Source organism: Stenotrophomonas sp. YJH_SMC_65, assembly GCF_059369475.1.
The window spans coordinates 381,246-407,013 of sequence record NZ_JCAFSR010000004.1; the positions used below are offsets into that span (position 1 = coordinate 381,246).

Genomic DNA, 25,768 nt, shown 5'->3' on the forward strand with positions numbered 1-25,768 from the left:
TGGTTCGGTGGATGACGAGCACGTCCGCTGTGCAGTTGGAGCAACGCGCGAGGATCACCGACTTCTGCCGTTCACGTCAAATACACGCCGTTTGAGGCAGGTGCCAGCCTGCTCGCTGAACTTGCATCTGAAACGATCCAGCCAATGGCCGGGGTCCAAGCTGAATGGGGGTCAGCCCAGTTCTGCCGGGGGTGCCGCCTGCAGGCTGGTGCGCACCTGGAACAGTTCGGGGAAGAAGGTCAGCTCCAGCGCCTTTGCCAGGAAGCCCACGCCGGACGAGCCGCCGGTGCCGCGCTTGAAGCCGATCACGCGCATCACCGTGCGCATGTGTCGGAATCGCCACAGCTGGAAGGCGGTCTCCAGGTCCACCAGGTCCTCGCACAGCGCGTACTCGCGCCAATAGCGGTCGGTGTCCTGGTAGATGCGCTCGAAGACCGGCTGCAGCGCGTCGTCAGCCACGTGCGGCTGGGTCCAGTCGTGGGATTCGTACACCGCCGGCACGGCATGGCCGAAGCGGGCCAGGTACTTCAGGAATTCCTCGTACAGGCTCGGCGCCTCCAGCACGATGCGCAGCTGCGCCTGCCCGGCCGGGTCGTGCTCGAACACCTGCAGCATCTGCGCGTTCTTGTTGCCCAGCAGGAACTCGATGTAGCGGTACTGCAGCGACTGGAAGCCCGAAGACGGGCCCAGCACGTCGCGGAAACCCATGTATTCGGACGGGGTCAGCGTTTCCAGCACCGACCACTGCTCGGTCAGCTGGCGCAGCACCTGCTTGCTGCGCGCCAGCACCTTGCGGCACTGCCAGACTTCATCGCGCTGCAGGAAGCCGATCGCCGCACGCAGTTCGTGGCCGAGCAGCTTCAGCCACAGCTCCGAGGTCTGGTGCTGGATGATGAAGAGCATCTCATCGTGGTGCGGCGGGTTGGACAGCGGCTGCTGCGCGCTGAGCAGCTGGTCCAGCCGCAGGTAGCCGCCGTAGGTCAGGCGTCCCTGCAGGTCGGTGTGGATGCCGGCTTCGAGATCGCGTTGGTTGTTGTCGACGGACATGGGCGGGACCAGATCGGGGGCGGCAAGGGTAGCGCGTTGCCGCCGCGCTGGCAGCCGCCGGGTCCATACCGGGGCGTGCGGTGCCCCGTGGAGCATTGGCCGATGCGGGGCCTGCGCGTGGAACCGATCGGGTCGTTGCGCCAGCGGTCAGCCAGAGGCGTATTCTGATGCTTTGCAGCAACGACTGAATACGTTGTTGTTATTGGCCCCCCACCCGCCGGCAGGGGTAAAACAGGACATTGCCGTGTTGCGGCGCAGGAAGGCTATTCCGTACGCGTTCCTTAACATGGCGATTCATATCATTTGTAACTTCTCTGTCGAAGGTGCAGTACGCAATGACGGTTGCCGCTGAATTCAAGATCGAATACCTGCAGTACCTGGATACGGACGGCAAACTCGTCCGCGATGACCTGCCCGCGTCGCTGCGCGACCCCAAGGTCCTGGTACCGCTGTTCAAGCAGATGCTGTTCGTACGTACGTTCGACAGCAAATCCATCGCACTGCAGCGCACCGGCAAGCTGGGCACCTATGCCGCCTGCCTGGGCCACGAAGCCGCGCACGTGGGTATCGGCGCGGCGATGCAGAAGGACGACGTGTTCGCGCCTTCGTACCGCGAGTATGGCGCGATGTTCATGCGTGGCGTGCGCCCGCACGACGTGCTGATGTACTGGGGCGGCGACGAACGCGGCAACGATTACGGCGGCAACGCGGCCAAGGACTTCCCGTTCTGCGTGCCGATCTCCACCCAGTGCCTGCATGCCGCAGGCGCCGCGCTGAAGTTCAAGCTCAACAAGGAACCGCAGATCGCCGTGGCGGTGTGCGGCGACGGCGGCAGCTCCAAGACCGACTTCTACGCGGCACTGAATTCGGCCGGCGCCTACAAGCTCCCGCTGATCCTGTGCATCGTCAACAACGGCTGGGCCATCTCGGTCCCGCGTTCGGCCCAGACCGGTGCCGAAACGCTGGCGCAGAAGGGCCTGGCTGGCGGCCTGCACTGCCTGCAGGTGGACGGCAACGACCTGATCGCCGTGCTGGCTGCCATGGAGCAGGCGCGCGAACGTGCGCTGGCCGGCGACGGTGGCACCGTGCTGGAACTGATGACTTACCGCCTGTCCGACCACACCACCGCCGATGACGCGCGCCGCTACCGCGACGACGCCGAAGTGAAGGATGCCTGGCAGCGCGAGCCGATGCTGCGCCTGCGCAAGTACCTGATCAACGCCGGTGTGTGGAGCGAGGATGAGGAAAGCGCCTGGGTCGCCGAGTGCGGCAAGCGCGTGGACGAGGAAGTGAACCTGTACCTCAACACGCCGGTGCAGCCGGTCGAGGCGATGTTCGACTTCCTGTATGCCGATCCGCCGCCGGACCTGCTGGCCCAGCGTGCCCAGGCGATCGCCCTGGAGAAGCGCCATGGATGAGATCAAGAACGGCGCGCCCGGCGCGCACACCAACGCCGCCGACAGCGCTGCGGTCGCGCGCGGAGAAGAGAGCATGACCACCACCCCGATCACCCTCATCGAAGCCATCACCCAGGCGCTGGCCTGGGAGCTGGAACACGACCCGTCGGTGCTGGTGCTGGGCGAGGACGTGGGCGTCAACGGCGGCGTGTTCCGCGCCACCGCCGGGCTGCAGCAGCGCTTCGGCTCGGACCGCATCCTCGATACCCCGCTGGACGAAACCACCATCGCCGGCCTGACCATCGGCCTGGCCGCACAGGGCATGAAGCCGGTGGCCGAAGCCCAGTTCGACGGCTTCATGTACCCGATGGTCGACCATATCGTCTGCCACGCGGCACGCCTGCGTTACCGCACGCGTGGCCGCCTGCACTGCCCGATGGTGCTGCGCGTGCCGTGGGGCGGTGGCATCCGCGCGCCGGAACACCACAGCGAAGCCAACGAGGCGATCTTCACCAACGTGCCGGGCCTGCGCGTGGTGCTGCCGTCGTCGCCGCAGCGTGCCTATGGCCTGCTGCTGGCCGCGATCCGTGAGCCGGATCCGGTGATCTACATGGAGCCCAAGCGCATCTACCGCCAGTACAAGGAAGTGGTCGTCAACGACGGCGAAGCCTTGCCGCTGGACGTCTGCTTCGTGCTGCGCGACGGCACCGACGTGACCCTGGTGACCTGGGGCGCGCAGGTGAAGGAAGCGCTGGAAGCGGCGGACAAGCTGGCCGGCGAAGGCATCAGTGCCGAAGTCATCGACGTGGCCACGCTGCGTCCGCTGGACTTCGCCACCATCGCCGAATCGGTGGCCAAGACCGGCCGCTGCGTGATCGTGCAGGAGGCCCCGAAGACTGCGGGCTTCGGCGCCGAGATCGCCGCGCGCCTGGCCGAGGAATCGATCTACGACCTGCTGGCACCGGTCGAGCGCGTCACTGGCTACGACACCCACATTCCGCTGTTCCGCCTGGAAATGAAGTACCTGCCGAGCGTTGAGCGGATCGTGGCTGCGGCCAAGCGCGCGGTGGCGGCCGGCTGACATGCGGGCCCGCCTTCTGGGGGCTTACCGCAGCCAGTATCCCAACCCGCTCCGGTTCCGCACCGGCCAGATCGTCGAAGTAGGTGTCCGTGACGAGGAATGGCCGGCGTTTGCCTGGGTACGCACCAACGATGGGCGCGCTGGATGGGCGCCCATCGCCTGGTTGCAGCTGCTGGACGAGGGTCGCGCCGAAGCGCTGTGCGACTACGACGCCCGCGAGCTGGATGTGGAAAGCGGCGAGATGGTGAAGCTTCATCACGAACACGGCGGGTGGTGGTGGTCCGAGCGCGCCAATGGCGCGACGGGCTGGCTGCCGGCCCGCGAACTGGAACTGCTGGAAGAGAACTGCAAATGAGCCAGACCAAGAACTTCAACCTGCCCGACCTGGGCGAAGGCCTGCCGGACGCGACCATCGTCGAGTGGTTCGTCAAGGAAGGCGATGTGATCAAGCTGGACGAGCCGCTGGTGTCGATGGAGACCGCCAAGGCCGTGGTGGAAGTGCCCTCGCCGTTCTCCGGCAAGGTGCTGAAGCTGTCCGGCGGCGCCGGCGACATCATCCCGACCGGCTCGGTGCTGGCCAGCTTCGAACTGGACCCGAACCTGCCGCAGCGAGCCGATGGCCAGGACACCGGCCACAGCCATGGCCACGCTGCACCGGCGGCCGCACCGACCCCGCCGCCGCTGCCGGCTGCGGCCGCTCCGGTTGCCGCCGAGGAGGCCAAGCCCGCCGCGGCCGAGCGCGATGACGCCGGTACCGTGGTCGGCGCGATGCAGAGCTCCAATGCCGTGCATGCCGAACAGGCGCTGGCCGTCGGTGGCGTCAAGGCCGTGCCGGCCGTGCGTGCGATGGCGCGCAAGCTGGGCGTGGACCTGAGCCGCGTGGCCGCTACCGGCACCGATGGCGCGGTCACCATGGCCGACGTCAAGCAGGCTGCCGCCAACGGCAGCGCCAAGCTCGGCGCTGCTCCGGCACCGGTTGCCGCTGCTGCCTATGCCGCGCCGGCCCCGGCGCAGGTGTCTGCCCCGGTGCAGAGCGAAGCCCGCACCCCGCTGTCCGCCGCCGGCAAGCCGATGCGTACCCAGCCGCCGGGCGTGGTCGCCAAGGGCCAGCCGGAACCGCTGAAGGGCGTGCGCCGCAACATGGCACGCGTGATGGCCGATGCGCACAGCAAGGTCGTGCCGACCACGCTGAACGACGACGCCGACATCCACGCCTGGCTGCCGGGCAACGACGTCACCGCGCGCCTGGTGCGTTCGATCGTGGTCGCCGCGCAGAAGGTGCCGGCGATGAACGCCTGGTTCGACGGTGAAGCGCTGACCCGTACCCTGCACGCGCAGGTGGACATCGGCATCGCCGTGGACACCGACGACGGCCTGTTCGTGCCGGCCCTGCGCAACGCCGACATGCTCGACGCACGCGGCATCCGCGAAGGCGTCAACCGCCTGCGCGAGCAGGTGGAATCGCGTTCGATCGCGGCGTCGGAACTGAGTGGCTACACCATCTCGCTGTCCAACTTCGGCATGTTCGCCGGCCGCTACGCGACCCCGGTCGTGGTGCCGCCGTGCGTGGCCATCGTCGGTGCCGGCCGTGCCCGCCACCAGATGACCCCGGTGATGGGCGGCGTGGAAGCGCACAAGGTGATCCCGCTGTCGGTCACCTTCGACCACCGCGCAGCCACGGGTGGTGAAGCTGCCCGCTTCCTGCGCGCGATGATGGACGACCTGGCACTGGCCAGCTGATCGGCCACCTGACCGGTGGGTGCCAACCGTTGGTTGGCACATGACTTGGAGAGAACGCCGGGCATTGCCCGGCGTTTTTTTTCCGGCATCCACGCATGGCGTGGATCTACACAATGCGGGCGATCAATCGCGCGCGACCATGCCTTCGGCGCGGCTGTACACACGCAGCCGGTGGCCATCAGGGTCGGCACCGACGAAGGTGTGGCCGAACTCCAGCGTCACCGGCGACTGCAGGATCTGCACGCCGAGCCCACGCCACGCATCGTGCATCTGCTGCACGGCCTCGGGGTTTGCGACCACCATCGCCAGTTCGGCGGCGCCTGCCTGCGCAGACACCGGCGGTTGCACGTCATCGCGTTGCCACAGGCCGAGTGCGGCGCCATCGCCGAGCAGGAACAGGGCGAAGCCAGGCGACTGCTCGACCGGCGGTTTGCCGAGGATGCCGCTGTAGAAGGTGGCGCTGGTGGCGACGTCGCGCACGTACTGCAGCAGGGTGCTGGGCGTGAACATGGGGAAGCTCCGTTGTTGGGAGCGATCATGGTGGTACGGCCCTGCTGACAGATTCTGTCAGTAGCGGCGAGCGTGCTCTACTGCCGTCGCTCCTGCCCTGGTAGAGGTCGAGCTTGCTCGACTGCCGTTGCCACTGCCCTGGTAGAGGTCGAGCTTGCTCGACTGCTGTTCGCGAAGATCAAAGGCGGTCGAGCAAGCTCGCCCCCTACCAGGAGCAAAGTGCGAAGGCCGCCCTCCCCCAGAGGCAGGAAGCAGAACGCAGCAGCAGTCGAGCAGGCCCGACGCTACGAACGATCCAGCCAGTCCGGCGCGATGCCCTGCGCCTTCTGCCAGCGCCGCAGCAGCGTGGCGCGTGGTACGAGGTAGTGCTCCTCCAGCACGCGCACCTGGCGGATGCGATCCAGGCGGAAATGGCGAAAATCCTCGCGGCGCTCACACCACGCCGCAAGCATCGGCACCTCATCGAAGTAGCCCAGCGCGAACGGCCAGACGATGCGCTCGCTGCGCTGGCCGTGCGCGTCCTCGTAGCCGAACTTCAGGCGCTGCTGTGAACCGACAGCCTCTCGCACGGCCTGCAGACGAGCTGGGGGAACCTTGGCCGCCGCACGCGAAGGGCCCACCCGCAGGCCACTGTCACGCAGGGCCTCGCGCCGCGCTGCGGGCAACACATGGGCGATACGCGCCAGGGCATCGCGTGCGGCTTCGGCCAACGCGGGTTCGGTACGGGCCGCAACCCAGCGCAGGCCCAGCACCAGTGCGTCGATCTCGGCCGGTGGCAGGGTCATCGGCGGCAGGGTATCGCTCGGCGTCAGCTGGTAGCCGACGCCGGCCTCGCCGCGCAGGTCGGCGCCCTGCTCGCGCAGGGTTTCGATATCGCGGTACAGCGTGCGCAGGCTGACTCCCAGCGCGTCGGCCAGCACCTGGCCGGCCACCGGCCGCCGATGGCGGCGCAGCAGCTGTTGGAGCTGGGTCAGGCGCAGCGCACGCGACATCAGCCGGCCAGTGCGCTCGATGCCACCACGTGCTCACCCGGTTGCGGGGCCAGCGCGGCCTCGACCAGCGCCTTGGCGATCTCGCTGGCCGGGTTGATCCGCCACGCCCGTGGCAGTACCGGCCCCAGCACGCCCAGCACCTTCAGCGCGAGACGCTCACCGCGCCGCACCTCGTTGCGCTCGCCACCGATCAACCCTGGGCGGACCAGGGTCAACGAGGTGAAGCCCAGCGCGCGCAGATCGCGCTCCAATTCACCCTTCACCCGGCTGTAGAAGATCGACGACCGCGGATCGGCACCGGCTGCGGAATTCAGCACATAGGTCTGCGCACCCTTCGCCTGCGCCAGACGGGCGAACGCCAGCGGGTAATCATGGTCGATGCGATGGAAGGCCTCGCGGCTGCCAGCCTGGGCAATGGTGCTGCCGAGCGCGCAGATGACCGCGTCCACGCCCGCCCACCCGGCGGCGGCGGGCAGCGCATCGAAGGCCAGTACCGGGTTCTCCAGCTTCCCGTGGGCTGCGCCCAACGGGCGACGGGTCGGGGCGATCACGGCGCTGCAGCGCGGGTCGTCCAGCAGCCGGGGCAGGGTCAGCCCACCGACCAGGCCGGTCGCCCCCAGCAACATCACGCGCATCACCACCTCCACTGCGGCATCCTGTCGCCCATCCTAGCCGTTCAAGCCGTCGGCGGCCGCGCCGATATGCTGGAACCAGTCCCTGCCAGCCCCCAGGATTCGCTCCATGACGGACCAGCCCGACCACCGCCCTGCCCCCGGTACCGCCCTTGGGCCGCCGGCACGCGTGCGCGCGGTGGTGGACGATGGGCTGGGCGACCGCGTGGTGCTGCAGGGCGGCGGTGGCGTGGCGCTGCAGCAGCTGTTCGCAGGCGCCGACGCGCCGGAACCGCTGCTGGCCGCGTTCGCCAACGGCATGGCCACCCTGCCCGGCGAGCTGGGCGACATGGGCGACCGCCTGCAGTCGGCGCAGGCCAGCGCCGATTGGCCGCGCTACGGGCGCGCGATGCGGCAGTTGATCGACAAGTACATCCGCACCATCGAACAGCATTCGCCGGATGGGCAACCCGAAAGCCTGCGCCTGTCCGAGCAGCTGCGGCTGCTGCTGGGCGGCGCGGTGGTGGCGCTGCTGCAGCACGACCCGGACCTGCGCGAACAGGCGCAGGCACTGGCCATGCACCTGCGCCAGTGGCAGCCAGGCACGGCGCTGGAACCGATCGAGCAGGGCGTGCGCGAACTTGGCCACCAGGTCGGCGTGCGTGCCGAGAGCTGGCAGGAGCAGCAGGCGCTGCTGCTGGAGCTGTTCGCGCTGCTGCTGGAGAACGTGAGCGAGCTGCTGGATGACCGCAGCTGGCTGCAGGGCCAGATCGCCGCGGTGCGCCAGCTGCTGGACGGGCCGTTGGAAGCTGAGGCGGTCGAGCGCACCCGCGCCGAACTGCGCGAAGTGATCTACAAGCAGGGCCTGCTGCGCCAGGGCATCGACGATTCGAAGGCGGCGATGCGCGGGCTGATGGGCGAGTTCATCGAGCGCATGGATGGCATGGCCACCAGCACCGGCGAATACCACGATCGCATCGGCAGCTATGCGCTGCAGCTGCGCGAGGCGCGCAGCATCGCCGACCTCAACCAGCTTCTGCAGGACGTGATGCGCGACACCGGCAAGGTGCAGCAGCAGGCCGCGCAGGCGCGCGATCACCTGGCCAACGCACGGCAGGAAGTGGAGCGTGCCGAGCAGCGCATCGCCGAGCTGGAGCAGGAACTGCGCGCGGCCGGTGACCTGGCACGCATCGATCCACTGACCCAGGCGCTGAACCGCCGTGGCCTGGACGAACTGCTGCAACGCGAGCTGGCCCGTGCCGCACGCAACAACTCGCCGCTGGGCGTGGCGGTGATCGATCTGGATGATTTCCACCAGACCAACGATGCACATGGTCATGCCGGTGGCGACGCACTGCTGCAGCACCTGGTGGCCGTCTGCAAGCTGCTGCTGCGCGCCACCGATGGCATCGCGCGGCTGGGCGGCGACGAGTTCGTACTGGTGCTGCCGGAAACCCAGGGCGCCGACAGCATGGCCACGGTGCAGCGCCTTCAGCGTTCACTGGCGCATCGCGTGCTGACCGTGCAGGACCGGCGCGTACCGGTGCATTTCAGTGCCGGGCTGGCGCAATGGCAACCCGGCGACGACACCGAAACCCTGCTGCGGCGCGCGGACGACGCGCTGTATGCCGCCAAGCGACAGGGCAAGAACCGCGTGCAGGCAGGCTGACCGTCCGGCCCGCAGCAAACTACGTTGGTAGGTGCCAACCTTGGTTGGCACACGCAGAAACAAAGCGCCGACCAAGGTCGGCCTCTACCCGGCGACCCGCCGGCGATGATCCCGACCACCCTGAACCGCTTTGGTGGGTGCCAACCTTGGTTGGCACACGCAGGAAACAAAGCGCCGACCAAGGTCGACCTCTACCGGGGAACCCGCCGGCGACGATGCCGACCACCTTGAACCGCTTTGGTAGGTGCCAACCTTGGTTGGCACGCGTGGGAAACAAAGCGCCGACCAAGGTCGGCCTCTACCGGGGAACCTGCCGGTGACTACTTGCCGCGCAGCTTCTGGAACCCGGTCACCGCCGCCAGCACGATGGCGCCGGCGATGATGCCCACCACCATGTTGCCCGCCGCGCTGACCAGCCAGCCCCACTGGCCCTCGCCGCCCAGCGCCTGCACCGCGTGGTGCAGCGCCGGCACGTTGTGCACCAGGATGCCGCCGCCGACCAGGAACATGGCAATGGTGCCGGCCACCGAAAGGAACTTCATCAGCCACGGTGCCGACGCGACCAGGCCGCGACCGAAGGCGGCAACAGCCCCACCCTTGCGCGACAGGTACAGGCCCACGTCATCCAGCTTGACGATGCCCGCCACCAGCCCATAGACGAAGACCGTCATCGCCAGTGCAACCACGGCCAGCGTGACCAGCTGGTTGGTGAACGATGCGGTGGCGACCACGCCCAGGGTCAGTACGATGATCTCGGCCGAAAGGATGAAGTCGGTGCGGATCGCACCCTTCACCTTGTCCTTCTCCCACGCGACCATGTCCACCTGCGCGTCGGCCAGCGCCTTGCGGCGTTCGGTCTGGCGCTCGGCATCGTCGTCGGCCGAATGCAGGAAGCGGTGCGCCAGCTTCTCCACGCCCTCGAAGCACAGGAAGGCACCACCGATCATCATCAGCGGCACGATCAGGGGCACGTTCCAGCCGCGGCTGTGCAGCCAGGCTTCCAGCGCACTGATCGCCAGGGCCGCCGGCACCAGGATCACCTTGTTGACCAGCGAGCCCTTGGCCACCGCCCACACCACCGGCAGTTCGCGGTTGGCGTTGACCCCGGTGACCTGCTGCGCGTTCAGCGCCAGATCGTCACCGAGCACGCCGGCGGTCTTCTTCGCGGCGACCTTGGTCAGCACCGAGACATCGTCGAGCAGGGTGGCGATATCGTCGAGCAGGGCGAACAGGCTGGCACCGGCCATGGGGCGTCCAAGAAAGGGAATAGGCGGATTCTGACCGATCCGGTGTGGACTGCGGAAGACACCGGGTTCACCGCATGCCCACCGCCCCCCGGCGACACTGCGGAATCCGGACATTGCCGGCCCGCAGCCGGCGCTACCTGTCTTCGTCGCATGGGAGTCCCGCTTGAGCAATCCGTCCGCCGCCAATGGCAATCCCCCGCTGGTCAAAGGCATGAGCCGGCGCAGCCAGATCCTGCGCCTGCTGATGCGCTACCGCCATTCGGGCGTGTTCTCGGGCATGAACCTGGATGCGGCAAGCAACCAGGCCGACGTGCCCGCCGACGGCAATCCGGAACAGTTCGTCAGCGACCTGGAAGCGTTGGGGCCGACCTTCGTCAAGCTGGGCCAGATGCTGTCCACGCGGCCGGACATGGTGCCGGTGGAGTTCGCCACGGCGCTGGAGCGCATGCAGGAGAAGGTGGCGCCGATCCCGGTCGAGCGCATCCACGCGATCATCGAGCAGGAACTGGGCGTAGGGGTGAACAAGCTGTTTGCCTCGTTCGATCCCGAGCCGTTGGGCTGTGCTTCGATCGCGCAGGTACATCGCGCGGTGCTGCACGATGGCCGCCAGGTGGCGGTGAAAGTGCAGAAGCCCGAAGTGGCCGCACAGCTGCGCTCGGACCTGGAGGCACTGCGCAGCTTCGCGCTGGCCGCCGATCACCTGACCCAGGTCGGACGCCGCGTGCGCCTGCGCGACTGGCTCAACGAGTTCGCCAAGACCCTGATGCAGGAGCTGGATTACCACGCCGAGGCCGAGAACCTGGCGCGCTTCGGACGGCACCTGCGGCCGTTCCGCCGGTTGTGGGTGCCGCAGCCGATCTGGGACTACAGCAGCCAGCGCGTGCTGACGATGGAGCTTGCCACCGGCGTGCGCGTGGATGCGATCTCCGGCGTACGCCGCACCGAGCAGGACATGGACCCATTGGCGGCGGCGCTGATCCGCGGCTACCTGGACCAGATCTTCGTGCATGGCGAGATCCATGCAGACCCGCACCCGGGCAACCTGCGGGTGATGCCCGACGGCCGGCTGGCGATCTTCGACCTGGGCATGGTCGCGCACATGCCGCCGCGCCTGCGCGAGCGTCTGCTGAAGATCCTGTTCGCGGCGGTCGACGGCCGTGGCGAGGAAGTGGCCGATGACCTGATCAGTATCAGCACGCGGCTGGAGGCCTTCGATGAAGAGCGCTACCTGCGCGAAACCGGTCAGCTGATCGCGCGCTATGCGGCCAGTGGCAGCTTCTCCGAAGGCCGCGTGGTGCTGGACATGGTGCGCATCGCCACCGCCTGCGGCCTGCGCACGCCGCCGGAACTGAGCCTGCTCGGCAAGGCCCTGCTCAACCTGGAAACCGTGTGCCGGCTGCTGGCGCCAGAGCTGGACACGCGCCGCATCGTCGAGCGCCAGCTGCAGCACGTGATGCGTGCGCGCCTGAAGAAGTCGCTGTCTGCAGCCAACATCGCCAGCGAGGCGATGGAGCTGCAGCAGCTGCTGCGTGATGGGCCGCGCAAGCTGTCGGACATCATGGCGCTGCTGGCCGAGAACCGCCTGCAGATGAAGGTCACCGGCCTGGAAGAATCGCGGCTGATGGAGAACCTGCAGAAGATCGCCAACCGCGTGGCGGCCGGCATCATCAGCGCCGCATTGATCATGGCCGCCGCGATGATGATGAGGATCGACACCGGCTGGCACCTGTTCGGTTACCCGCTCATCGCCCTGATCCTGTTGTTCATCGGCGTGGTGCTCGGCCTGGGCATCGTAACCAGTGCATTGCTGTTCGACCGTCGTGCGCGGGCACGCGAAGAACGCGGGCATCGCTAGCGCATCGACGAAAACGCCCGTATTCATGCAGTTTTTAATGCAATCCAGCTACCCCTTTCACGCTCGTTTTACCTTCTGAGCGCGATTACGCGCGCGTCATTTCAACAAACATTTCAGTCAGGTTCGTGCATGCACTATCGGGTCATCGGCCTGTCACATGCATGTGCTTGCGGCAGCGCCGGTCGGATGGACACGCGTCGGTACGACGTCCATCACCACCACCCCGTCACTGCCGAAGCTGCCTATGCTCTGGATACTGCTGCTGTCGTTGTTGCTGTTGTGCTGGTTGTTCCTCGCGTCCGACAAGTGGGTGTGGTGGAAGGCCGGCGCGTTCTCGCTGCTGCTGCTGATGCTCAGCGCGTGGTGGCTGATCGACAAGCTGTCCGGTGATGGGCTCAATGCCGCCACCCTGTACCACCTCGGCGCCGACATGGAAGGTGCCGGTGTCTCCGACTTCAAGGGCTACATCGCCGGCTTCATCGTGTTGGCGCTGGTCTCGCTGCTGCCACTGTTCGCCACACGGGTGAAGCGCTGGCGCCGGCCCGGCCACGGTGGCGCGTTGTTCGCCGGTTTCGCGGCCGTGTGGGTGGCCACGATCATGATCAGCCCGCTGGCCCGTGACGGCCAGCGCCTGTACCAGCAGCTGCGCCCGGTCGACTTCGCCCGCATCGCCCCTGAGTACCAGGTGCCGACGCAGCCGCTGCAGCGCCCGCGCAACATCGTCTGGATCTACGGCGAAAGCCTGGAACGCACCTATCTGGACGAGGCCGTGTTTCCCGGCCTGATGCCCAACCTCAACCGCCTGGCGTCCGAGTCGCTGGACGTGCGTGGGCTGGCCTCGGCCGAAGGCAGCGGCTGGACCATCGCCGGCCTGGTGTCGTCGATGTGCGGCGTGCCGCTGACCACCTCGCAGGGCGATGAAAACAGCATGGACCGCATGGGCAGCTTCCTGCCCAAGGCGGTCTGCCTGGGCGACTACCTGAAGCAGCAGGGCTACACCAACCACTATCTGGGGGGTGCCAACGGCCAGTTCGCCGGCAAGGGCCAGTTCCTGGCCAGCCACGGTTTCGATGAAGTGCATGACCTCGCTTGGTTCAAGCAGCAGAAGAAGATCGGCCGCATCCACTACTCGGCCTGGGGCGTGCACGACGACGTGCTGCTGGACACCGCTTACCAGCGCTTCGAACAGCTCTCGCGCGCCGGTTCACCGTTCATGCTGACCACGTTGACCATGGACACCCACCACCCGGCGGGCCACCTGCCGGTATCGTGCAAGGGCGAGCGCTACCAGAGCCAGTACGGCAACATCAACATGCTCAACGCGCTCAAGTGCAGCGACCGGCTGATCTCGCAGCTGGTGCAGCGCATCCAGGCCAGCCCGTACGGCAAGGACACGCTGATCGTGATCGCCTCCGACCACCTGGCGATGCCCAACGATCTGACCCACATCCTGACCCGGCAGAAGCGCGAGAACCTGCTGCTGTTCCTGGGCGATGGCATTACCCCGCAGCAGCTCAGCGCCGACGCCGGCACCACCCTGGATTCGGGTGCCACCCTGCTCAGCCTGCTGGACCCGAACCTGAAGACGATGGGCTTTGGCCGCTCGTTGATCGACAGCCAACGCGCACCCAGCGCCAGCGTGGCGGCCCGGCGCGATGGTGGCCGCGACTACCCGCAGTACCTGGCCTTCGCCCGCTCACTGTGGCTGGGCGAACCGACCCGCGAACTGAAGATCGATGGCGATGACCAGGTAGTAGTCGGCCTGCAGCACGTGCAGCCGCCGGTGCTGCTGGAGTACGACAAGGACTGGGGGCTGAAGTCGGTCTACCTGGAGAACACCTCGCGCCAGTTCGATGACGCGGATCCGGACAACACGCTGGCCTATGTTGATCGCTGCACCGCATTCGAGGACGGCTCGGCCGACGGCGACTGGTGTGCGCTGCTCGTCAACCGCGACAACGGCATCAAGCTGTACCGCGACAATGACCTGCGCGGCGGCATCGCGGTCGATGCACCGCTGGACGCATTCCAGGGCCCGCGCCCGAGCGTGCGCCAGGCGCACATGATCACCCAGAAGGGCCGCCGCACCCGTGCCGGCCAGTACATGCTGCAGCTGGTGGCGAGCACGCGCCCGGATCGCGGTTTCTGGATCGAGGCGGTGTCCTCGCAGCGCAAGGTGGTGCTGGCCCAGCAGTGGGTGCAGCCCGATGCCGACGGCAAGATCAACGTGTCGTTCGGGCTGGACCACGAAGTGGATGATCTGGAGATCCGCGCGTGGTTGAACCATGCCGAGAAGCTGGCGGTGGATACGTTCGCACTGGTGCCCTCGCGCAGCCGACCACGGGGATAGGGTTCTTTGCAGGGCTGCGCCCTGCACCCGTGGTAGTGCCGGCCGCTGGCCGGCAACCTCAGAAGCAACGGCAACAGCGTGCAATCCGTGGTTTGGCGGGGCAGTGTCGACCTTGGTCGACACACTCTGTCAGATATCGAAAATCAAGATGGGGTCAGATCCGTTTTCCTCCGGAAAACGGATCTGACCCCAAGAGCATTTCCGACAGATCGCGGGAAACTGTCGAAGGCGGGGTGGGTCCGATCGCGGGAGTGTCCGCGGCATGGATGCCGCGGCCAAGCCCCCATGGGTGATGGCGCTTTGCTTGCGAAGCACTGCTTCGCAAGCGCCCGAACGCACAGCCGCCAGCGGCTGGGCCGGCCTGGGGGTTTACGGCGTCTCCCGCAACCGGACCCACCCCGCCATCCCGCAGGAAATCAGCTGTCGCTGTTGCTGTTGAAGTTGCCGGCCAGCGGCCGGCACTACTGGGGGTGCAGGGCGCAGCCCTGCAAAACAACCCCTACTCCTGCGGGTCGCGGATGATGTGGATGTCGGTCGGGGTCGACAGCGGAATGTTCCGCTCGGCCAGGATCTGCAGCAGGCTGAAGTACAGATCGCTGCGGGTTGCATACACCTGTCGCGGGCTGGCCACGTACGCGAAACTGTTGATGGTGATCTGGCCACCGGCAATGCTGTCGATGTAGACCGTCGGCGCCGGCTGCTTCAGCACGTTGGTGTGCGCGGTGTACGCATCCAGCAGCGCCTGCCGCAGGTTGCCGACATCAGTGCTGGGCGGCACCGCGAACTGGATCTGGATGCGGCCCTGGTTGTTGCCCATCGTCATGTTGCGCACGGTCTTGGTGACCAGCTCGGAGTTGGGCACGATCAGCGTCGACTTGTCGCCCACCTGGATCTCGGTCGATCGCAGGCTGATGCGGCGGATGTCGCCCTCCTGGTCACCCAGCTTCACCCAGTCGCCGATCTTCACCGGGCGCTCGGCAAGCAGGATCAGGCCGGAGACGAAGTTCTGGGTGATCACCTGCAGGCCGAAGCCAATACCCACCGACAGTGCGCTGACCAGCAGGGCCAGCTTGCTCAGCTGCAGCCCCATCGCCGACAGCGCCCAGATCACCGCGATGATGATGCCCACGTATCGGGCAACGGTACTCACTGAATTGCGCGCGCCCAGGTCCAGCTCGGTCTTGGGCAGGTAGGTGTCGGTCAGCCAGCGCTGCACCAGCTGGGTGATCGCCAGGCCGGCCAGCAGCGCCAGTACCGCCAACACGATCCCCGCCGGTGCGAGCTTGGTGCCACCGATATCGAATCCGGTCGTGAACAGTGAAGTAAAGCGCTCCACCACCGCGCCGATGTTGCCGAACGGTGCCACCAGCGCCAGCAGCGCGATCAGTACGACGATGGTACGCAGCGCTGCCGACAGCAGCACGCCCGCCTGTTCCAGCCGCGATACGCTCAGGCCGGTGCTGAGCAGGATGGTCTGGCCGACCTTGCTGTCGGCGTTGAGCATCCACGTGCTCAGGTCATCGACGAACTTGAACAGCAACGTCGCGGCCAACACCACGATGCTGCCGCCGATCAATTGCTGGTTCACGAACTTGGCGAAATTCAGGTAGCCCAGCAATGTGGCAATGATGGCGGCCACCACCGCGATGTTACCCGCTACCCGGGCCAGTACCAGCCAGCTGCTGCGGCGCACCGGCGTGGCTGCACCCACGCCATCGGCCTGCGCTTCCAGCTTGGCCTCGGCCTCGGCGGTCTGCCGGCGATGCAGGCGCGCCAGGGTCACCAGCATGGCCATGATCAGGCCGAGGTAAGTCAGCGCAATCAGTCCGTCCAGCGCCACCGTGGTGACGTCGCTGGTGCGCGTGGCCTGGTCCAGGGCCACCAGCACCGTGCTCAGCCAGGCCAGCGCCGCCGCGCCCCAGGCGTACTTGCGCAGCTTCAGCGCGGCGGTGTCGTCCAGGTTCAACAGCCGCCACGACGGGCGCTTGGGCACCAGCAGGCAGGCGCTGAGTGCGGCGATGAAGGCCGCGCGGAACGTTGCGGTCTCCAGGCCGTCGGCCACCACCTGCAGGCGCGGCGCGATTCCATCGATGGCATCCAGCGCCGCCATCAGCACCACCACGGCGTAACCGGGCAGCAGCGTGCCCACCAGCAGCAGCCACATGGCCAGGCCGGACCGGCGCAGTCGACCATCAGGCGCACGTTCGGACGCAGCAAAACGGCGCCCCAGCCTGCGCAGCCACAGCCGCAGTGGGAACATCATCACCAGCGCGGCCAGCAGGCCCAGCAACGGCGTGCCCCAGCCATGGGCGCGGATACCGGCGACCAGCGCATCGCGGCCCTGCCCGGCCAATGGCGCAACCCGCGCGATATCGATCGGCAGACGCTCGGCCACCTTGCTCCACAGCGCGGGCGACAACGGCGAGGCCACCTTCTGGCCCAGTTCTTCCGTGCGTTGCGCGGCTCGCTGCTGCTCGATGTCCGCCGCCAGCTGCTGCGCACGCACGGCACTGGCCTTGGCCTGCACCACCGAAGCGGCCAGGCCGTCACGCTGTTTGGTGAGGGTGCGCCGTTGCGCCGCCAGCTCCGGCGGCTCAGCGGCCCCTTCTGCCGGCGTTCCCAGCTGCGCCAGCTGTTCGTTGAGTCGGTCCAGCTGCGGCTGCAGCGCCTTTTCCAGCGCCTCGGCATCGCGCCGTGCCTGCGAGGCATTCTCGGACAGCATCGCCAGCGTCTCGGTGGCTTCTGCATCGCCACGCTTGCGCTCCACATCCTTCAGGCTGGAATCGATATCCGCCAGCTGCTGCTTCGGCGTGGGGTCCTCATCCTGCGCCAGCACCGGCGCGGACAGCAGGAAGGCGGTGCACAGCAGCAGGACCCACCAGGGCCCCCGTGCACGGATCGATCGCAGGAAAGAAGACACGCAGCCACACCGGTTCGCGCGGACCACCGCGCCTGCGCGCGACTATACGGCAGAGCCGGTCAAGGCCGGATGGGCGGCCCCGCCAGCGTCGCGCATCAGTACTTCAGCCGAAGCTCTTCCACCGTCGGCTGCTGCAGCGCATACCAGTCCTGGAACTCTTCCTCGGTGATCTCATCGGGCGCGTACACCGCCACCGGGTGCCAGTCGTGGTCGGTCGGCAGCGGCTGGCGCGGGCCGGCGCGCAGGCTGTAACTCACACCTTCGTAGTCGACCAGTTCGTCGACCTGCGGCCACTGTTCGCGCGCGAACGCAGATTCACTCTTCAACAGGATCACCTGGTACATCGGCACCTCCACCTCGGTTGGATCAGGAAAACACGGCGCTGGCGGCAGGATACCCCCAGGCCGGTGACAACGGGCGCTCCGCCGGGGCGACGGAACGTTCTGGACACGGCCATCGCCCCGGCTTCACCCGCCCATGGCAAGGCCATCGGCATCGTGGAGGCCCACCCCTGCCACGACCGCCGATGACCGAGCACCCGCCGCTGAAAACCGTCGCCGACCTCAAGCTGCCGCGCTACCTGGGCACCTGGTACGAGATCGCACGCCTGCCGATGCGCCACGAGCCGGAAGGCTGCACCGACGTATCGGCGCACTACACCCTGCTCGACAACGGCAACGTCGGCGTCACCAACCGCTGCCGCATGGACGGCGAGATCGAAGAGGCCACCGGCGAGGCCTGCGCTGTCGACAACGACAGCGCGCGGCTGGAGGTCAGCTTCCTGCCCAAGGGCCTGCGCTGGCTGCCGTTCGCCAAGGGCGACTACTGGGTGATCCAGATCGCCCCGGACTACAGCGTGTCGCTGGTCGGCAGCCCGGATCGCAAGTACCTGTGGCTGCTGGCGCGCGAGCCGCGCCTGGACGCGACCGTGCAGGACCATTATCTGGCGGCGGCCCGCCTGCAGGGCTTCGATCTGTCCGAACTGATCCAGACGCCACATACCGGCAAACCCACAGCCTGAGCCCCACGCACGCATGGACCTGAAAAGCGGTTACCCGTGGTGGGCCGTACGCAACGGACTGATCCAGGCGTTCCCCCCGCTGGAGAAGGATCTGCGCTGCGATGTGCTGGTGGTCGGTGGCGGCATCACCGGCGCGCTGATTGCCGACGAGCTGTCCCACCATGGCCATGACGTGGCCGTGATCGAGCAGCGTGACATCGGCTGGGGCAGCACGGCGGCCAGCACCGCGCTGCTGCAGTACGAGATCGATACCCATCTGCTCGAACTGGCCGAACGCTACGGGCAAGACGCCGCAGCACGGGCGTACCGGGCCTGCGCGGAGGCAATCCCGGCACTGGGCGAAGTGGCACGCGGGTTGAAGGACGTGGATTTCCAGCGCATGGACAGCCTGTACCTGGCCAGCCGCCATCGCGACGTGCCGCGCCTGATGGCCGAAGGTGAGGCGCGGCGCAGCATCGGCCTGGATGCCCGCTGGCTGGACCGCGAAGCGCTTCGCGAGCGTTTCGACGTGGATGCCGGCGGCGCCCTGCTGACCCGCCAGGCGGCGCGGGTCGATCCCTACTGTCTCACCTACGGCCTGCTCAAACGAGTGCGCCGCCGCGGCGGCCATGTGCACGACCGCACCGTGCTGCACACGCTCAAGCCTGGCGCGCAGGGCGTCACCGCGATGACCGAGGCCGGCGCCACGGTCCGTGCCCGCCACGTGGTCCTGGCCATGGGCTATGCCAACCAGACGTGGCTGGAACAGCGGGTTGCGCGCAACCGCAGCAGCTATGCCTTCATCACCGATCCCATCGAAGCGGACGTGCTCGGCAGGCTGCGCAACACGATGGTGTGGGAAAGCGCCCGCCCGTACCTGTACCTGCGCGCCACCGGCGACCGCCGCCTGCTGGTGGGTGGGCTGGACGACGCCATCGATATCCCCGCCCGGCGCGACCGGCGCGTTGATGGCAAGGCCGGCAAGCTGATGAAGCAGCTGCGGCACTGGTTCCCGCGACTGGATCCGATACCCGCCTTTTCCTGGGCCGGCACCTTCGCCGAAACCGCCGACGGCCTGCCCTTCTTCGGCCCGCACGCGCAGTGGGGACCGCGGGTCCATTTCGCCATGGCCTACGGCGGCAACGGCATCACTTATTCGATGATCGGCGCCCAGCTGCTGCGGGCCCGGATCGAGCGGCGCAGGCATGCGCTGGAATCGCTGTTCGGGTTCGAACGGTTGTAGCGTGCAGCCAGGCATGACCTGGCTCTACCGCAAGCGGGCGCCGACAGGCATCATTCAAGCAACCCCTGCTAGCGTCGGCCTGTACCGCCGCGTGTTGCGTGGCCACCTGTCCGCTGGAGCGCCGTCATGATCCGCCCCCTGACCCTGCTGCTGTGCCTGGCCCTGCCGGGAACCGTGCTGGCCCAGTCCGCCGCTGGCGCCACTGCGCCGCAGGCTGCCGGCCTGGACTTGACGCTGCCCCAGGCGCCGATGCGCTACCTCAACGACCCGGCCCTGCAGCAGGACCCGCCCGGCACCTATTACGGTGACAAGAGCGGCCCGCGCGTGCACGACGATGCGAAGATCGCCGACGTGACCGACGACAAGGTCAAGGTGTCCGGCAGCTTCACCACCGGCATCGGCTATTCGAAGAACGGCGGCAACAGCCACTACAACGCGGCCACGCTGAACCTGAGCAAGAACTACACCACCGATGAAGGCAAGACCCACGGGGTCAACCTCAACATCCACGTGAGTGAGGGCAAGGGCCCGGGCTTCTTCGGCCCGTATGGCGGCTACTACGGCCGCGGGCCGGGCTGGGATTACCCGCCGCCGTACGGCTGGTAAGCCAGCCCCTGTAGAGCCGAGCCCATGCTCGGCTACGGTTGGCCGCAAAGCCGAGCATGGGCTCGGCTCTACAGAGGCCAACGTCAATCCAGCCAGCCATCGCGCTCGCTGTGCAGGATGCGGCCATCATGACCGCTCAGGCGCACCTCTACCTTCTGGTTGCGGGCATTGCGGGCTTCCAGCGACCAGGTCGCACCATCGCGTTCCAGCGAATGGATCTCGCGCAGGCCATGCGACTGCGCCCGTGCCAGCACCTGCTCGGTAGTCAGCAGCGCGCGGCCGCTGTGCTCATCGAAGATCTCGCCGGTCTTCGGGTCAACGTAGACCTCGCTGAAGCGGCCATCGGCGCGGCTCACGTCAGCCTCCCACAGGCCATCATCGCGTTCGATCTCGTGGATCTGGGTGTAGCCGGCCTTGCGCAGGGTCTGTTCAACCTGGGCCATGCCCAGCGGCGCGGCCTGTACGGCCGGCGCGACGGCGAGCAGGGCAACAGTGGCGAGGGTGAGCGACTTCAACATGGGGGTTCTCCTGTTCGTGGCCGGACCATCCCGGCAACGCCACGATGCATGGCCCGGTTAACAGCGCCGTAGCCGTGGCTGTTAGCCGGCTGTTAGTCATCCCCGCCACACTCGCGCCTGTACCCCTCTCTCTTTCGTTACCCGCATGCTCGCCACCCTGCCCCTGCTGCTGGCCCTGGCCAACGCCCCGACCGCCGCCGCGCCCCTGCAGGACCCGGCGCAGCAGGTCGCGCGTCGCGCCGTGCAGCAGGGCCGCTACGTGCCGCTGGAGAGCGTGGTGCGCGATGCGCTCAAGCGCTACCCCGGCCAGCTGCTGGAAGTGGAGCTGGACGACGGCGTCTACGAAGTGGAGATCCTGCGCGGCGACGGCGTGGTGGTGGAGCTGGACTATGATGCGCGCAGCGGAAAGCTGCTGAAGACGGAGCTCGACGACTGATGCGCATCCTGTTGGCCGAAGACGATGCCGCACTGGCACAGCGCCTGGTGCCCCTGCTGGAACAGGCCGGCTATGTGGTGGCGGTGGTCGCTGACGGCCGCGAGGCCGAAGAAATCGGGCAGATCGAAGACCTCCAGGCCGCCATCGTCGACCTCGGCCTGCCCGGGCTGGACGGGCTGAGCGTGATCGAGCGCTGGCGCGGCAACGGCCGCAGCTTTCCGGTGCTGGTGCTGACCGCGCGCGGGCGCTGGCACGACAAGCTGGCCGGCTTCGATGCCGGTGCCGACGATTACCTCACCAAACCCTTCCAGGCCGATGAGCTGGTGCTGCGCCTGCGCGCCCTGATCCGCCGCAGCCATGGCCACGCCAGCCCGCGCCTGCACTGCGGCCCGCTGCAGCTGGACGTCAACGCCGGCCGCTTCGAGCTGGATGGACAGGCGCTGCCACTGAGTCCGCAGGAATTCCGCCTGCTCAGCTACTTCATCCACCACAGCGGCCAGGTGATCGGCCGCGACCGGCTGGGCGAGCAGGTGTTCGACGGCGGCCACGACCCGGACTCCAACGCACTGGACGTGCTGCTCGGACGCGTGCGCCGCAAGCTCGGCATCGACCTGATCCAGACCGTGCGCGGCCAGGGCTGGCGGCTGGCCGAGCCATGAACCGGCAACCGTCGCTGCGGCGGCGCCTGCTGCTGGCCGGCGGCGTCGGGCTGCTGCTGGTCTCGCTGCTGGCCAGCGCTCTGCTGGGCGAGCTGTTCAAGCGCAGCGCGCGCGACCGCCTCGACCACGAACTGCAGCAGGACATGCTGACCCTGCTGTCACAGGCCGAAGTGGACCCGGACGGGCAGTTGCGCCTGCGCCAGGAACCCAATGATGCGCGCTTCCAGCGCGTGTTTTCCGGTGCCTATTGGCAGATCGCCGGTGCCGATGGCCGCGTGCTGCTGCAGTCGCGCTCGCTGTGGGATGAAACCCTGCCGGCGAAGGCCGCCGGGCCGGCCACGCGCAATCTGCCCGGGCCGCTGCAACAATTCCTGCGTGCACGCGTGCAGCAGGTGCGCCTGCCACGCGCCAGCGAACCGTTCGTGGCCGTGGTCGCCACCGACCGCAGCGCGCTGGATGCCGATGTTGCCGCGTTCCGCAAGCGCACCGCCATCGCACTGGGCGTGCTGGTCGCGGCGTGGCTGGCGGTGCTGGCCAGCCAGGTGCACTTCGGCCTGCGCCCGCTGCATCGCCTCGGTGCGCAGCTGGAACGGGTACGTCGCGGCGATGCGCAGCGCATCGACACACAGGGACTGGGCGCGGAGGTCGCACCGCTGGGTGAAGAACTCAACGCGCTGCTGGACCACCAGCAACGCATGGTCGCGCGTGCGCGCACCAGTGCACAGGATCTGGCGCACGCGCTGAAGACTCCACTGAGCGTATTGGCCACCGAAGCTGACAGCGACGGCACGCATTGGCGTGCCACCGTGCGCGAGCAGAGTGCGCGCATGCAGGCCAGTGTCGACCGTTACCTGGCTGCAGGACTGGCTGCCGACCATCGCCAGCGCACCGACGTGGCGGCCGTCGCACAGGCGATGTGCCGGCTGATGGCACGCGTGCATGGCGAACGTGGCATCACGTTCACGGCGGCAGGCATCGATCCGGCGCTGCAGTTCGCCGGCGCCAGTGCGGATCTGGAGGAGATGCTGGGCAACCTGCTGGACAACGCCGGGCGCTGGGCGCAACAGCAGGTCACTGTCGAAGCGGAAACCAGCGAAGGGCAGCTACGCATCGAAGTGCGCGACGATGGCCCCGGCCTGGCCGCAGACGCGCTGGAACGGGTCACCCAGCGTGGTGTGCGGCTGGACGAGCGCGAAGGCAGCAGCGGGCTGGGGTTGGCGATTGTCGGCGATATCGCCGCCAGTTATGGCGGGCGCGTGGCGTTGGAAAATGCGCAGCCGGGCCTGCGCGCGACGTTGTGGTTGCCAGGCATCGTCAAGCAATAGATCGACCTGGATGCGCCGTTGTAGAGCCGAGCCCATGCTCGGCTCGGGGCAGTGCGAAACGCAGCCGAGCGTGGGCTCGGCTCTACAGGCAGCGCGAAGAGCGCCGACCAAGGTCGGCATCTACCAGAGCAGGTGTTCGCTGCAAATCAACGATGATGCATCCACCAGCAATCAATCGCGTCCAGCACGATGTGGATGATCAGACCGATACCGAACAACCGCGTTTTCTTCGGCACGCACAGCCCGGCATAGACCGCGATGGCCGGTGCGGTGTGCAGCGGGTGGAACCCGATGCTGCAGCGGTTCGGTGCATAGATCGGGTCGGCCAGCAGATGGTCCAGGTCGATGATCCAGCCCAGCAGCATCAGCAGCCACGCCGAGGCAAAGCGCTTGCGCCAGAACAGCCATGCCAGCAACGCTGGCACGGCGGCATGCAGGAACAGGTGGAAGATCGCGCGCGCGCTCATCGGCAACGGTGGCGCCGGGCAAACCCGGCGCCGTCCATCACACCAGCGGTTCGTCGGACAGGTAGGTGTAACCGGTCAGGCCGGCTTCCAGCGCGTCCGACAGTTCCTGTGCGCGTTCCGGCGACAGCTGCGCTGCAGCCACGCGCTGCGCATAGGTCGCACGCAGTTCGTCCAGGCGGTAACCCACGTAGTCCAGCATCACGTCGGTGGTGTCGCCGCGGCGCTGCTGGGTGATGGCATAGCCATCGGCATCGGCCAGCACTTCCACCGCGTCGGTATCGCCGAACAGGTTGTGGATGTCGCCCAGGATTTCCTGGTAGGCGCCGACCATGAAGAAGCCGATGCGATAGCTCTCGCCCGGCCTCATCTTGTGCAGCGGCAGCGAGCTGTCCAGGCTCTCGTTCTCGACATAGGTTTCCACCATGCCGTCCGAGTCGCAGGTCATGTCGGCGATGATGCCGCGGCGGTCCGGGGTTTCATCCAGGCGCTCGATCGGCACGATCGGGAACACCTGGTCGATCGCCCACACGTCCGGGATCGATTCGAACACGCTGAAGTTGACGAAGTACTTGTCGACCAGGCGCTCGTTCAGTTCGTCCAGCACCGGGCGATGGCTCTTCTCGTCGTAGCTCAGGCGCGCGCGCACGCCGTGGGCGATGGCGTAGAACAGGTCGTCGATGCGCGCACGCTGCGGCAGATCGATCTGGCCCAGCGCGTAGCTGGCCAGGCCTTCGGCATGGAAATGCTGCGCTTCCTGGAACAGTTCCACCGCCGGGCGCACGTCCAGTTCGTCGTGGATCTCGCGCAGGTGGCGGATCGCTGCCGGCTCGTCGTCGTGCTGGTCCGGCACGCGGCCTTCCTGTGCCTCTTCCACTTCCGACACGTTGGCGATCAGCACCGCGTGGTGCGCGGTCATTGCGCGGCCGCACTCGGTGACGATGCGCGGCGGGGTCAGGCCGAACTCTTCGCAGGCATTGGCCAGCGGCTGCACGATGTTGCTGGCGTAGGAATGCAGGCCGTAGTTGATCGAGCAGAAGCTGCGCGAACGGGTACCTTCGTAATCCACGCCCAGGCCACCACCCACGTCGACGTGGGTGATCTTCGCGCCCAGGCGCGACAGCTCCACGAAGTAGCGGGTGGCTTCGCGCATGCCGTTGGCGATGTCGCGCACGTTGGAGATCTGCGAGCCCATGTGGAAGTGCAGCAGGTTCAGGCAGTCGGCGTACTCGGTGTCACGCAGCGACTTCCACAGGTCCAGCAGCTGGCGCGGCGACAGGCCGAACTTGGCCTTGTCGCCACCGCTGTTCTGCCACTTGCCGGCACCCAGCGAGGCCAGGCGCATGCGCACGCCCAGGCCCGGCTTCACGTCCAGCGCCTTGGACTCTTCCAGCACCAGCTTCAGCTCGGACGGCTTCTCGATGACGATGAAGGTCTGCAGGCCCAGCTTGCGGCCGATCAGGGCCAGGCGGATGTACTCGCGGTCCTTGTACCCGTTGCAGACGATCAGGCCACCCGGGCGGGACAGCGCCAGCACGGCCATCAGTTCGGGCTTGCTGCCCGCTTCCAGGCCGAAGCCTTCGCCGTGGTGGCTGGCCAGGGTGCCGGCCACGCCGCGGGTCTGGTTGACCTTGATCGGGTACACGGCGGTGTAGCCGCCGCTGTACTCCCAGTCCTGCTGGGCCTGGGCGAAGGCCGCCTGCAGCTTGCCCAGGCGCTGGCCGAGGATGTCCGGGAAGCGCACCAGCAGCGGCAGCTTGGCACCGGCCGCGCGCGCAGCGTCCACCACCTTGGGCAGCGATACCACCGGGCCGTCCGCCCCGGTCGGTCTCACCACCATGTGCCCGGCCTGATCCACGTCGAAGTAACCGTCCGCCCAATGCGGGATCGAGTAGGTCTTGCGGGCTTGGTCGAGGGACCAATCGGTCATTTCAGTCGGCCTTGTTGGCAATAAAAGGGGGGGCATGATAACGCCTATATGCCCACAGGTTCGTTATCATGCGCGCCCGCGCCCGTGACAGGTTCCAACCTGAACGGGCCGATCCGTCCGGATGTGGCATCTGTGCCACGCGGCCCCGCCCGCCAGCCCGGCTCCACC

At 67.5% G+C, this 25,768-nt stretch carries 22 protein-coding genes and 1 pseudogene; 13 read left to right on the top strand and 10 right to left on the bottom strand.

The features are described from left to right. Window positions 1-171: 171 nt before the first annotated feature. Window positions 172-1,047, bottom strand: coding sequence for a tryptophan 2,3-dioxygenase (locus AC5P7A_RS09935; RefSeq protein WP_014648689.1), 876 nt, complete (start codon window positions 1,045-1,047; stop codon window positions 172-174). A gap of 335 nt (window positions 1,048-1,382) precedes the next feature. Here AC5P7A_RS09935 and pdhA point away from each other — a divergent pair, with 335 nt between their 5' ends. The 4 genes from pdhA to AC5P7A_RS09955 are packed head-to-tail and all read left to right on the top strand — an operon-like array spanning window position 1,383 to window position 5,265. Beyond that, window positions 1,383-2,465: a pyruvate dehydrogenase (acetyl-transferring) E1 component subunit alpha gene (gene pdhA / locus AC5P7A_RS09940; protein WP_014648690.1), complete on the top strand. Its 1,083-nt coding sequence runs from the start codon at window positions 1,383-1,385 to the stop codon at window positions 2,463-2,465. Next, window positions 2,458-3,525, top strand: coding sequence for an alpha-ketoacid dehydrogenase subunit beta (locus AC5P7A_RS09945; protein WP_005414714.1), 1,068 nt, complete (start codon window positions 2,458-2,460; stop codon window positions 3,523-3,525). The genes pdhA and AC5P7A_RS09945 overlap by 8 nt, the downstream gene beginning before the upstream one ends. 1 nt (window position 3,526) lies before the next feature. Beyond that, complete coding sequence (locus AC5P7A_RS09950) at window positions 3,527-3,880, top strand: SH3 domain-containing protein (protein ID WP_012512332.1); 354 nt, start codon at window positions 3,527-3,529, stop codon at window positions 3,878-3,880. Further along, window positions 3,877-5,265, top strand: coding sequence for a dihydrolipoamide acetyltransferase family protein (locus AC5P7A_RS09955; protein WP_046432903.1), 1,389 nt, complete (start codon window positions 3,877-3,879; stop codon window positions 5,263-5,265). The genes AC5P7A_RS09950 and AC5P7A_RS09955 overlap by 4 nt, the downstream gene beginning before the upstream one ends. A 123-nt stretch (window positions 5,266-5,388) precedes the next feature. Here the strand turns inward: AC5P7A_RS09955 and AC5P7A_RS09960 are convergent, their stop codons facing one another. The 3 genes from AC5P7A_RS09960 to AC5P7A_RS09970 all read right to left on the bottom strand — a co-directional run bounded on the left by AC5P7A_RS09960 (window position 5,389) and on the right by AC5P7A_RS09970 (window position 7,402). After that, window positions 5,389-5,775 (bottom strand): VOC family protein, encoded by a 387-nt coding sequence (locus AC5P7A_RS09960; protein WP_014648692.1) that lies wholly within the window; start codon window positions 5,773-5,775, stop codon window positions 5,389-5,391. Window positions 5,776-6,059: 284 nt separating this feature from the next. Continuing rightward, complete coding sequence (locus AC5P7A_RS09965) at window positions 6,060-6,767, bottom strand: helix-turn-helix transcriptional regulator (protein WP_014648693.1); 708 nt, start codon at window positions 6,765-6,767, stop codon at window positions 6,060-6,062. Further along, window positions 6,767-7,402, bottom strand: coding sequence for a Rossmann-fold NAD(P)-binding domain-containing protein (locus AC5P7A_RS09970; RefSeq protein WP_172617726.1), 636 nt, complete (start codon window positions 7,400-7,402; stop codon window positions 6,767-6,769). The genes AC5P7A_RS09965 and AC5P7A_RS09970 overlap by 1 nt, the downstream gene beginning before the upstream one ends. Window positions 7,403-7,508: 106 nt before the next feature. Here AC5P7A_RS09970 and AC5P7A_RS09975 point away from each other — a divergent pair, with 106 nt between their 5' ends. After that, entirely contained in the window at window positions 7,509-9,047 is a 1,539-nt protein-coding gene (locus tag AC5P7A_RS09975; RefSeq protein WP_014648695.1) for a GGDEF domain-containing protein, read from the top strand. A 320-nt stretch (window positions 9,048-9,367) separates the two neighbouring features. Here the strand turns inward: AC5P7A_RS09975 and AC5P7A_RS09980 are convergent, their stop codons facing one another. Beyond that, window positions 9,368-10,294, bottom strand: coding sequence for a DUF808 domain-containing protein (locus AC5P7A_RS09980; RefSeq protein ID WP_014648696.1), 927 nt, complete (start codon window positions 10,292-10,294; stop codon window positions 9,368-9,370). Window positions 10,295-10,499: 205 nt separating this feature from the next. Here AC5P7A_RS09980 and AC5P7A_RS09985 point away from each other — a divergent pair. Further along, window positions 10,500-12,149 (top strand): annotated as a pseudogene (locus AC5P7A_RS09985) (ABC1 kinase family protein); the annotation flags it as partial. Between the two features lie 244 nt (window positions 12,150-12,393). Continuing rightward, window positions 12,394-14,499: a phosphoglycerol transferase I gene (locus tag AC5P7A_RS09990; RefSeq protein ID WP_126411443.1), complete on the top strand. Its 2,106-nt coding sequence runs from the start codon at window positions 12,394-12,396 to the stop codon at window positions 14,497-14,499. Window positions 14,500-14,998: 499 nt separating this feature from the next. Here the strand turns inward: AC5P7A_RS09990 and AC5P7A_RS09995 are convergent, their stop codons facing one another. Beyond that, on the bottom strand, window positions 14,999-17,419 hold the full coding sequence (locus tag AC5P7A_RS09995; protein WP_032958823.1) for a DUF3772 domain-containing protein: 2,421 nt from the start codon (window positions 17,417-17,419) through the stop codon (window positions 14,999-15,001). 95 nt (window positions 17,420-17,514) lie between these two features. Further along, a complete protein-coding gene (locus tag AC5P7A_RS10000; protein WP_014648700.1) occupies window positions 17,515-17,763 on the bottom strand; it encodes a hypothetical protein in 249 nt (82 codons plus the stop codon). 182 nt (window positions 17,764-17,945) lie between these two features. Between AC5P7A_RS10000 and AC5P7A_RS10005 the strand changes: the two genes are divergently transcribed. From AC5P7A_RS10005 to AC5P7A_RS10015, 3 genes are all read left to right on the top strand, one after another. After that, window positions 17,946-18,440 (top strand): lipocalin family protein, encoded by a 495-nt coding sequence (locus AC5P7A_RS10005; RefSeq protein WP_032958822.1) that lies wholly within the window; start codon window positions 17,946-17,948, stop codon window positions 18,438-18,440. A 13-nt stretch (window positions 18,441-18,453) separates the two neighbouring features. Beyond that, window positions 18,454-19,662 (top strand): NAD(P)/FAD-dependent oxidoreductase, encoded by a 1,209-nt coding sequence (locus AC5P7A_RS10010; protein ID WP_197605372.1) that lies wholly within the window; start codon window positions 18,454-18,456, stop codon window positions 19,660-19,662. A gap of 126 nt (window positions 19,663-19,788) precedes the next feature. Further along, window positions 19,789-20,268, top strand: a complete 480-nt coding sequence (locus AC5P7A_RS10015; RefSeq protein WP_014038776.1) for a hypothetical protein — start codon at window positions 19,789-19,791, stop codon at window positions 20,266-20,268. A gap of 83 nt (window positions 20,269-20,351) precedes the next feature. Here AC5P7A_RS10015 and AC5P7A_RS10020 read toward each other — a convergent pair whose 3' ends face one another. Continuing rightward, window positions 20,352-20,786, bottom strand: a complete 435-nt coding sequence (locus AC5P7A_RS10020) for a PepSY domain-containing protein (RefSeq protein WP_032958820.1) — start codon at window positions 20,784-20,786, stop codon at window positions 20,352-20,354. 145 nt (window positions 20,787-20,931) lie between these two features. On the opposite strand from AC5P7A_RS10020, the gene AC5P7A_RS10025 reads away from it, so the two are divergent. From AC5P7A_RS10025 to AC5P7A_RS10035, 3 genes are read left to right on the top strand one after another with little or no spacing between them, the layout of a single operon-like run. Further along, complete coding sequence (locus AC5P7A_RS10025) at window positions 20,932-21,222, top strand: PepSY domain-containing protein (RefSeq protein WP_049403791.1); 291 nt, start codon at window positions 20,932-20,934, stop codon at window positions 21,220-21,222. Continuing rightward, window positions 21,222-21,881, top strand: a complete 660-nt coding sequence (locus AC5P7A_RS10030) for a response regulator transcription factor (RefSeq protein ID WP_111205620.1) — start codon at window positions 21,222-21,224, stop codon at window positions 21,879-21,881. The genes AC5P7A_RS10025 and AC5P7A_RS10030 overlap by 1 nt, the downstream gene beginning before the upstream one ends. After that, window positions 21,878-23,206: a sensor histidine kinase gene (locus AC5P7A_RS10035; protein WP_227863690.1), complete on the top strand. Its 1,329-nt coding sequence runs from the start codon at window positions 21,878-21,880 to the stop codon at window positions 23,204-23,206. Before AC5P7A_RS10030 ends, AC5P7A_RS10035 begins: the two co-directional genes overlap by 4 nt. A 146-nt stretch (window positions 23,207-23,352) precedes the next feature. Here AC5P7A_RS10035 and AC5P7A_RS10040 read toward each other — a convergent pair whose 3' ends face one another. Both AC5P7A_RS10040 and speA read right to left on the bottom strand, forming a co-directional pair. Continuing rightward, window positions 23,353-23,673 carry a DUF6122 family protein gene (locus AC5P7A_RS10040; RefSeq protein WP_005411369.1) on the bottom strand — a complete coding sequence of 107 codons (321 nt, stop codon included), beginning with the start codon at window positions 23,671-23,673 and terminating at the stop codon, window positions 23,353-23,355. A gap of 37 nt (window positions 23,674-23,710) precedes the next feature. Then, window positions 23,711-25,600 carry an arginine decarboxylase gene (gene speA, locus AC5P7A_RS10045; RefSeq protein WP_014648708.1) on the bottom strand — a complete coding sequence of 630 codons (1,890 nt, stop codon included), beginning with the start codon at window positions 25,598-25,600 and terminating at the stop codon, window positions 23,711-23,713. Between the last annotated feature and the right edge of the window lie 168 nt (window positions 25,601-25,768).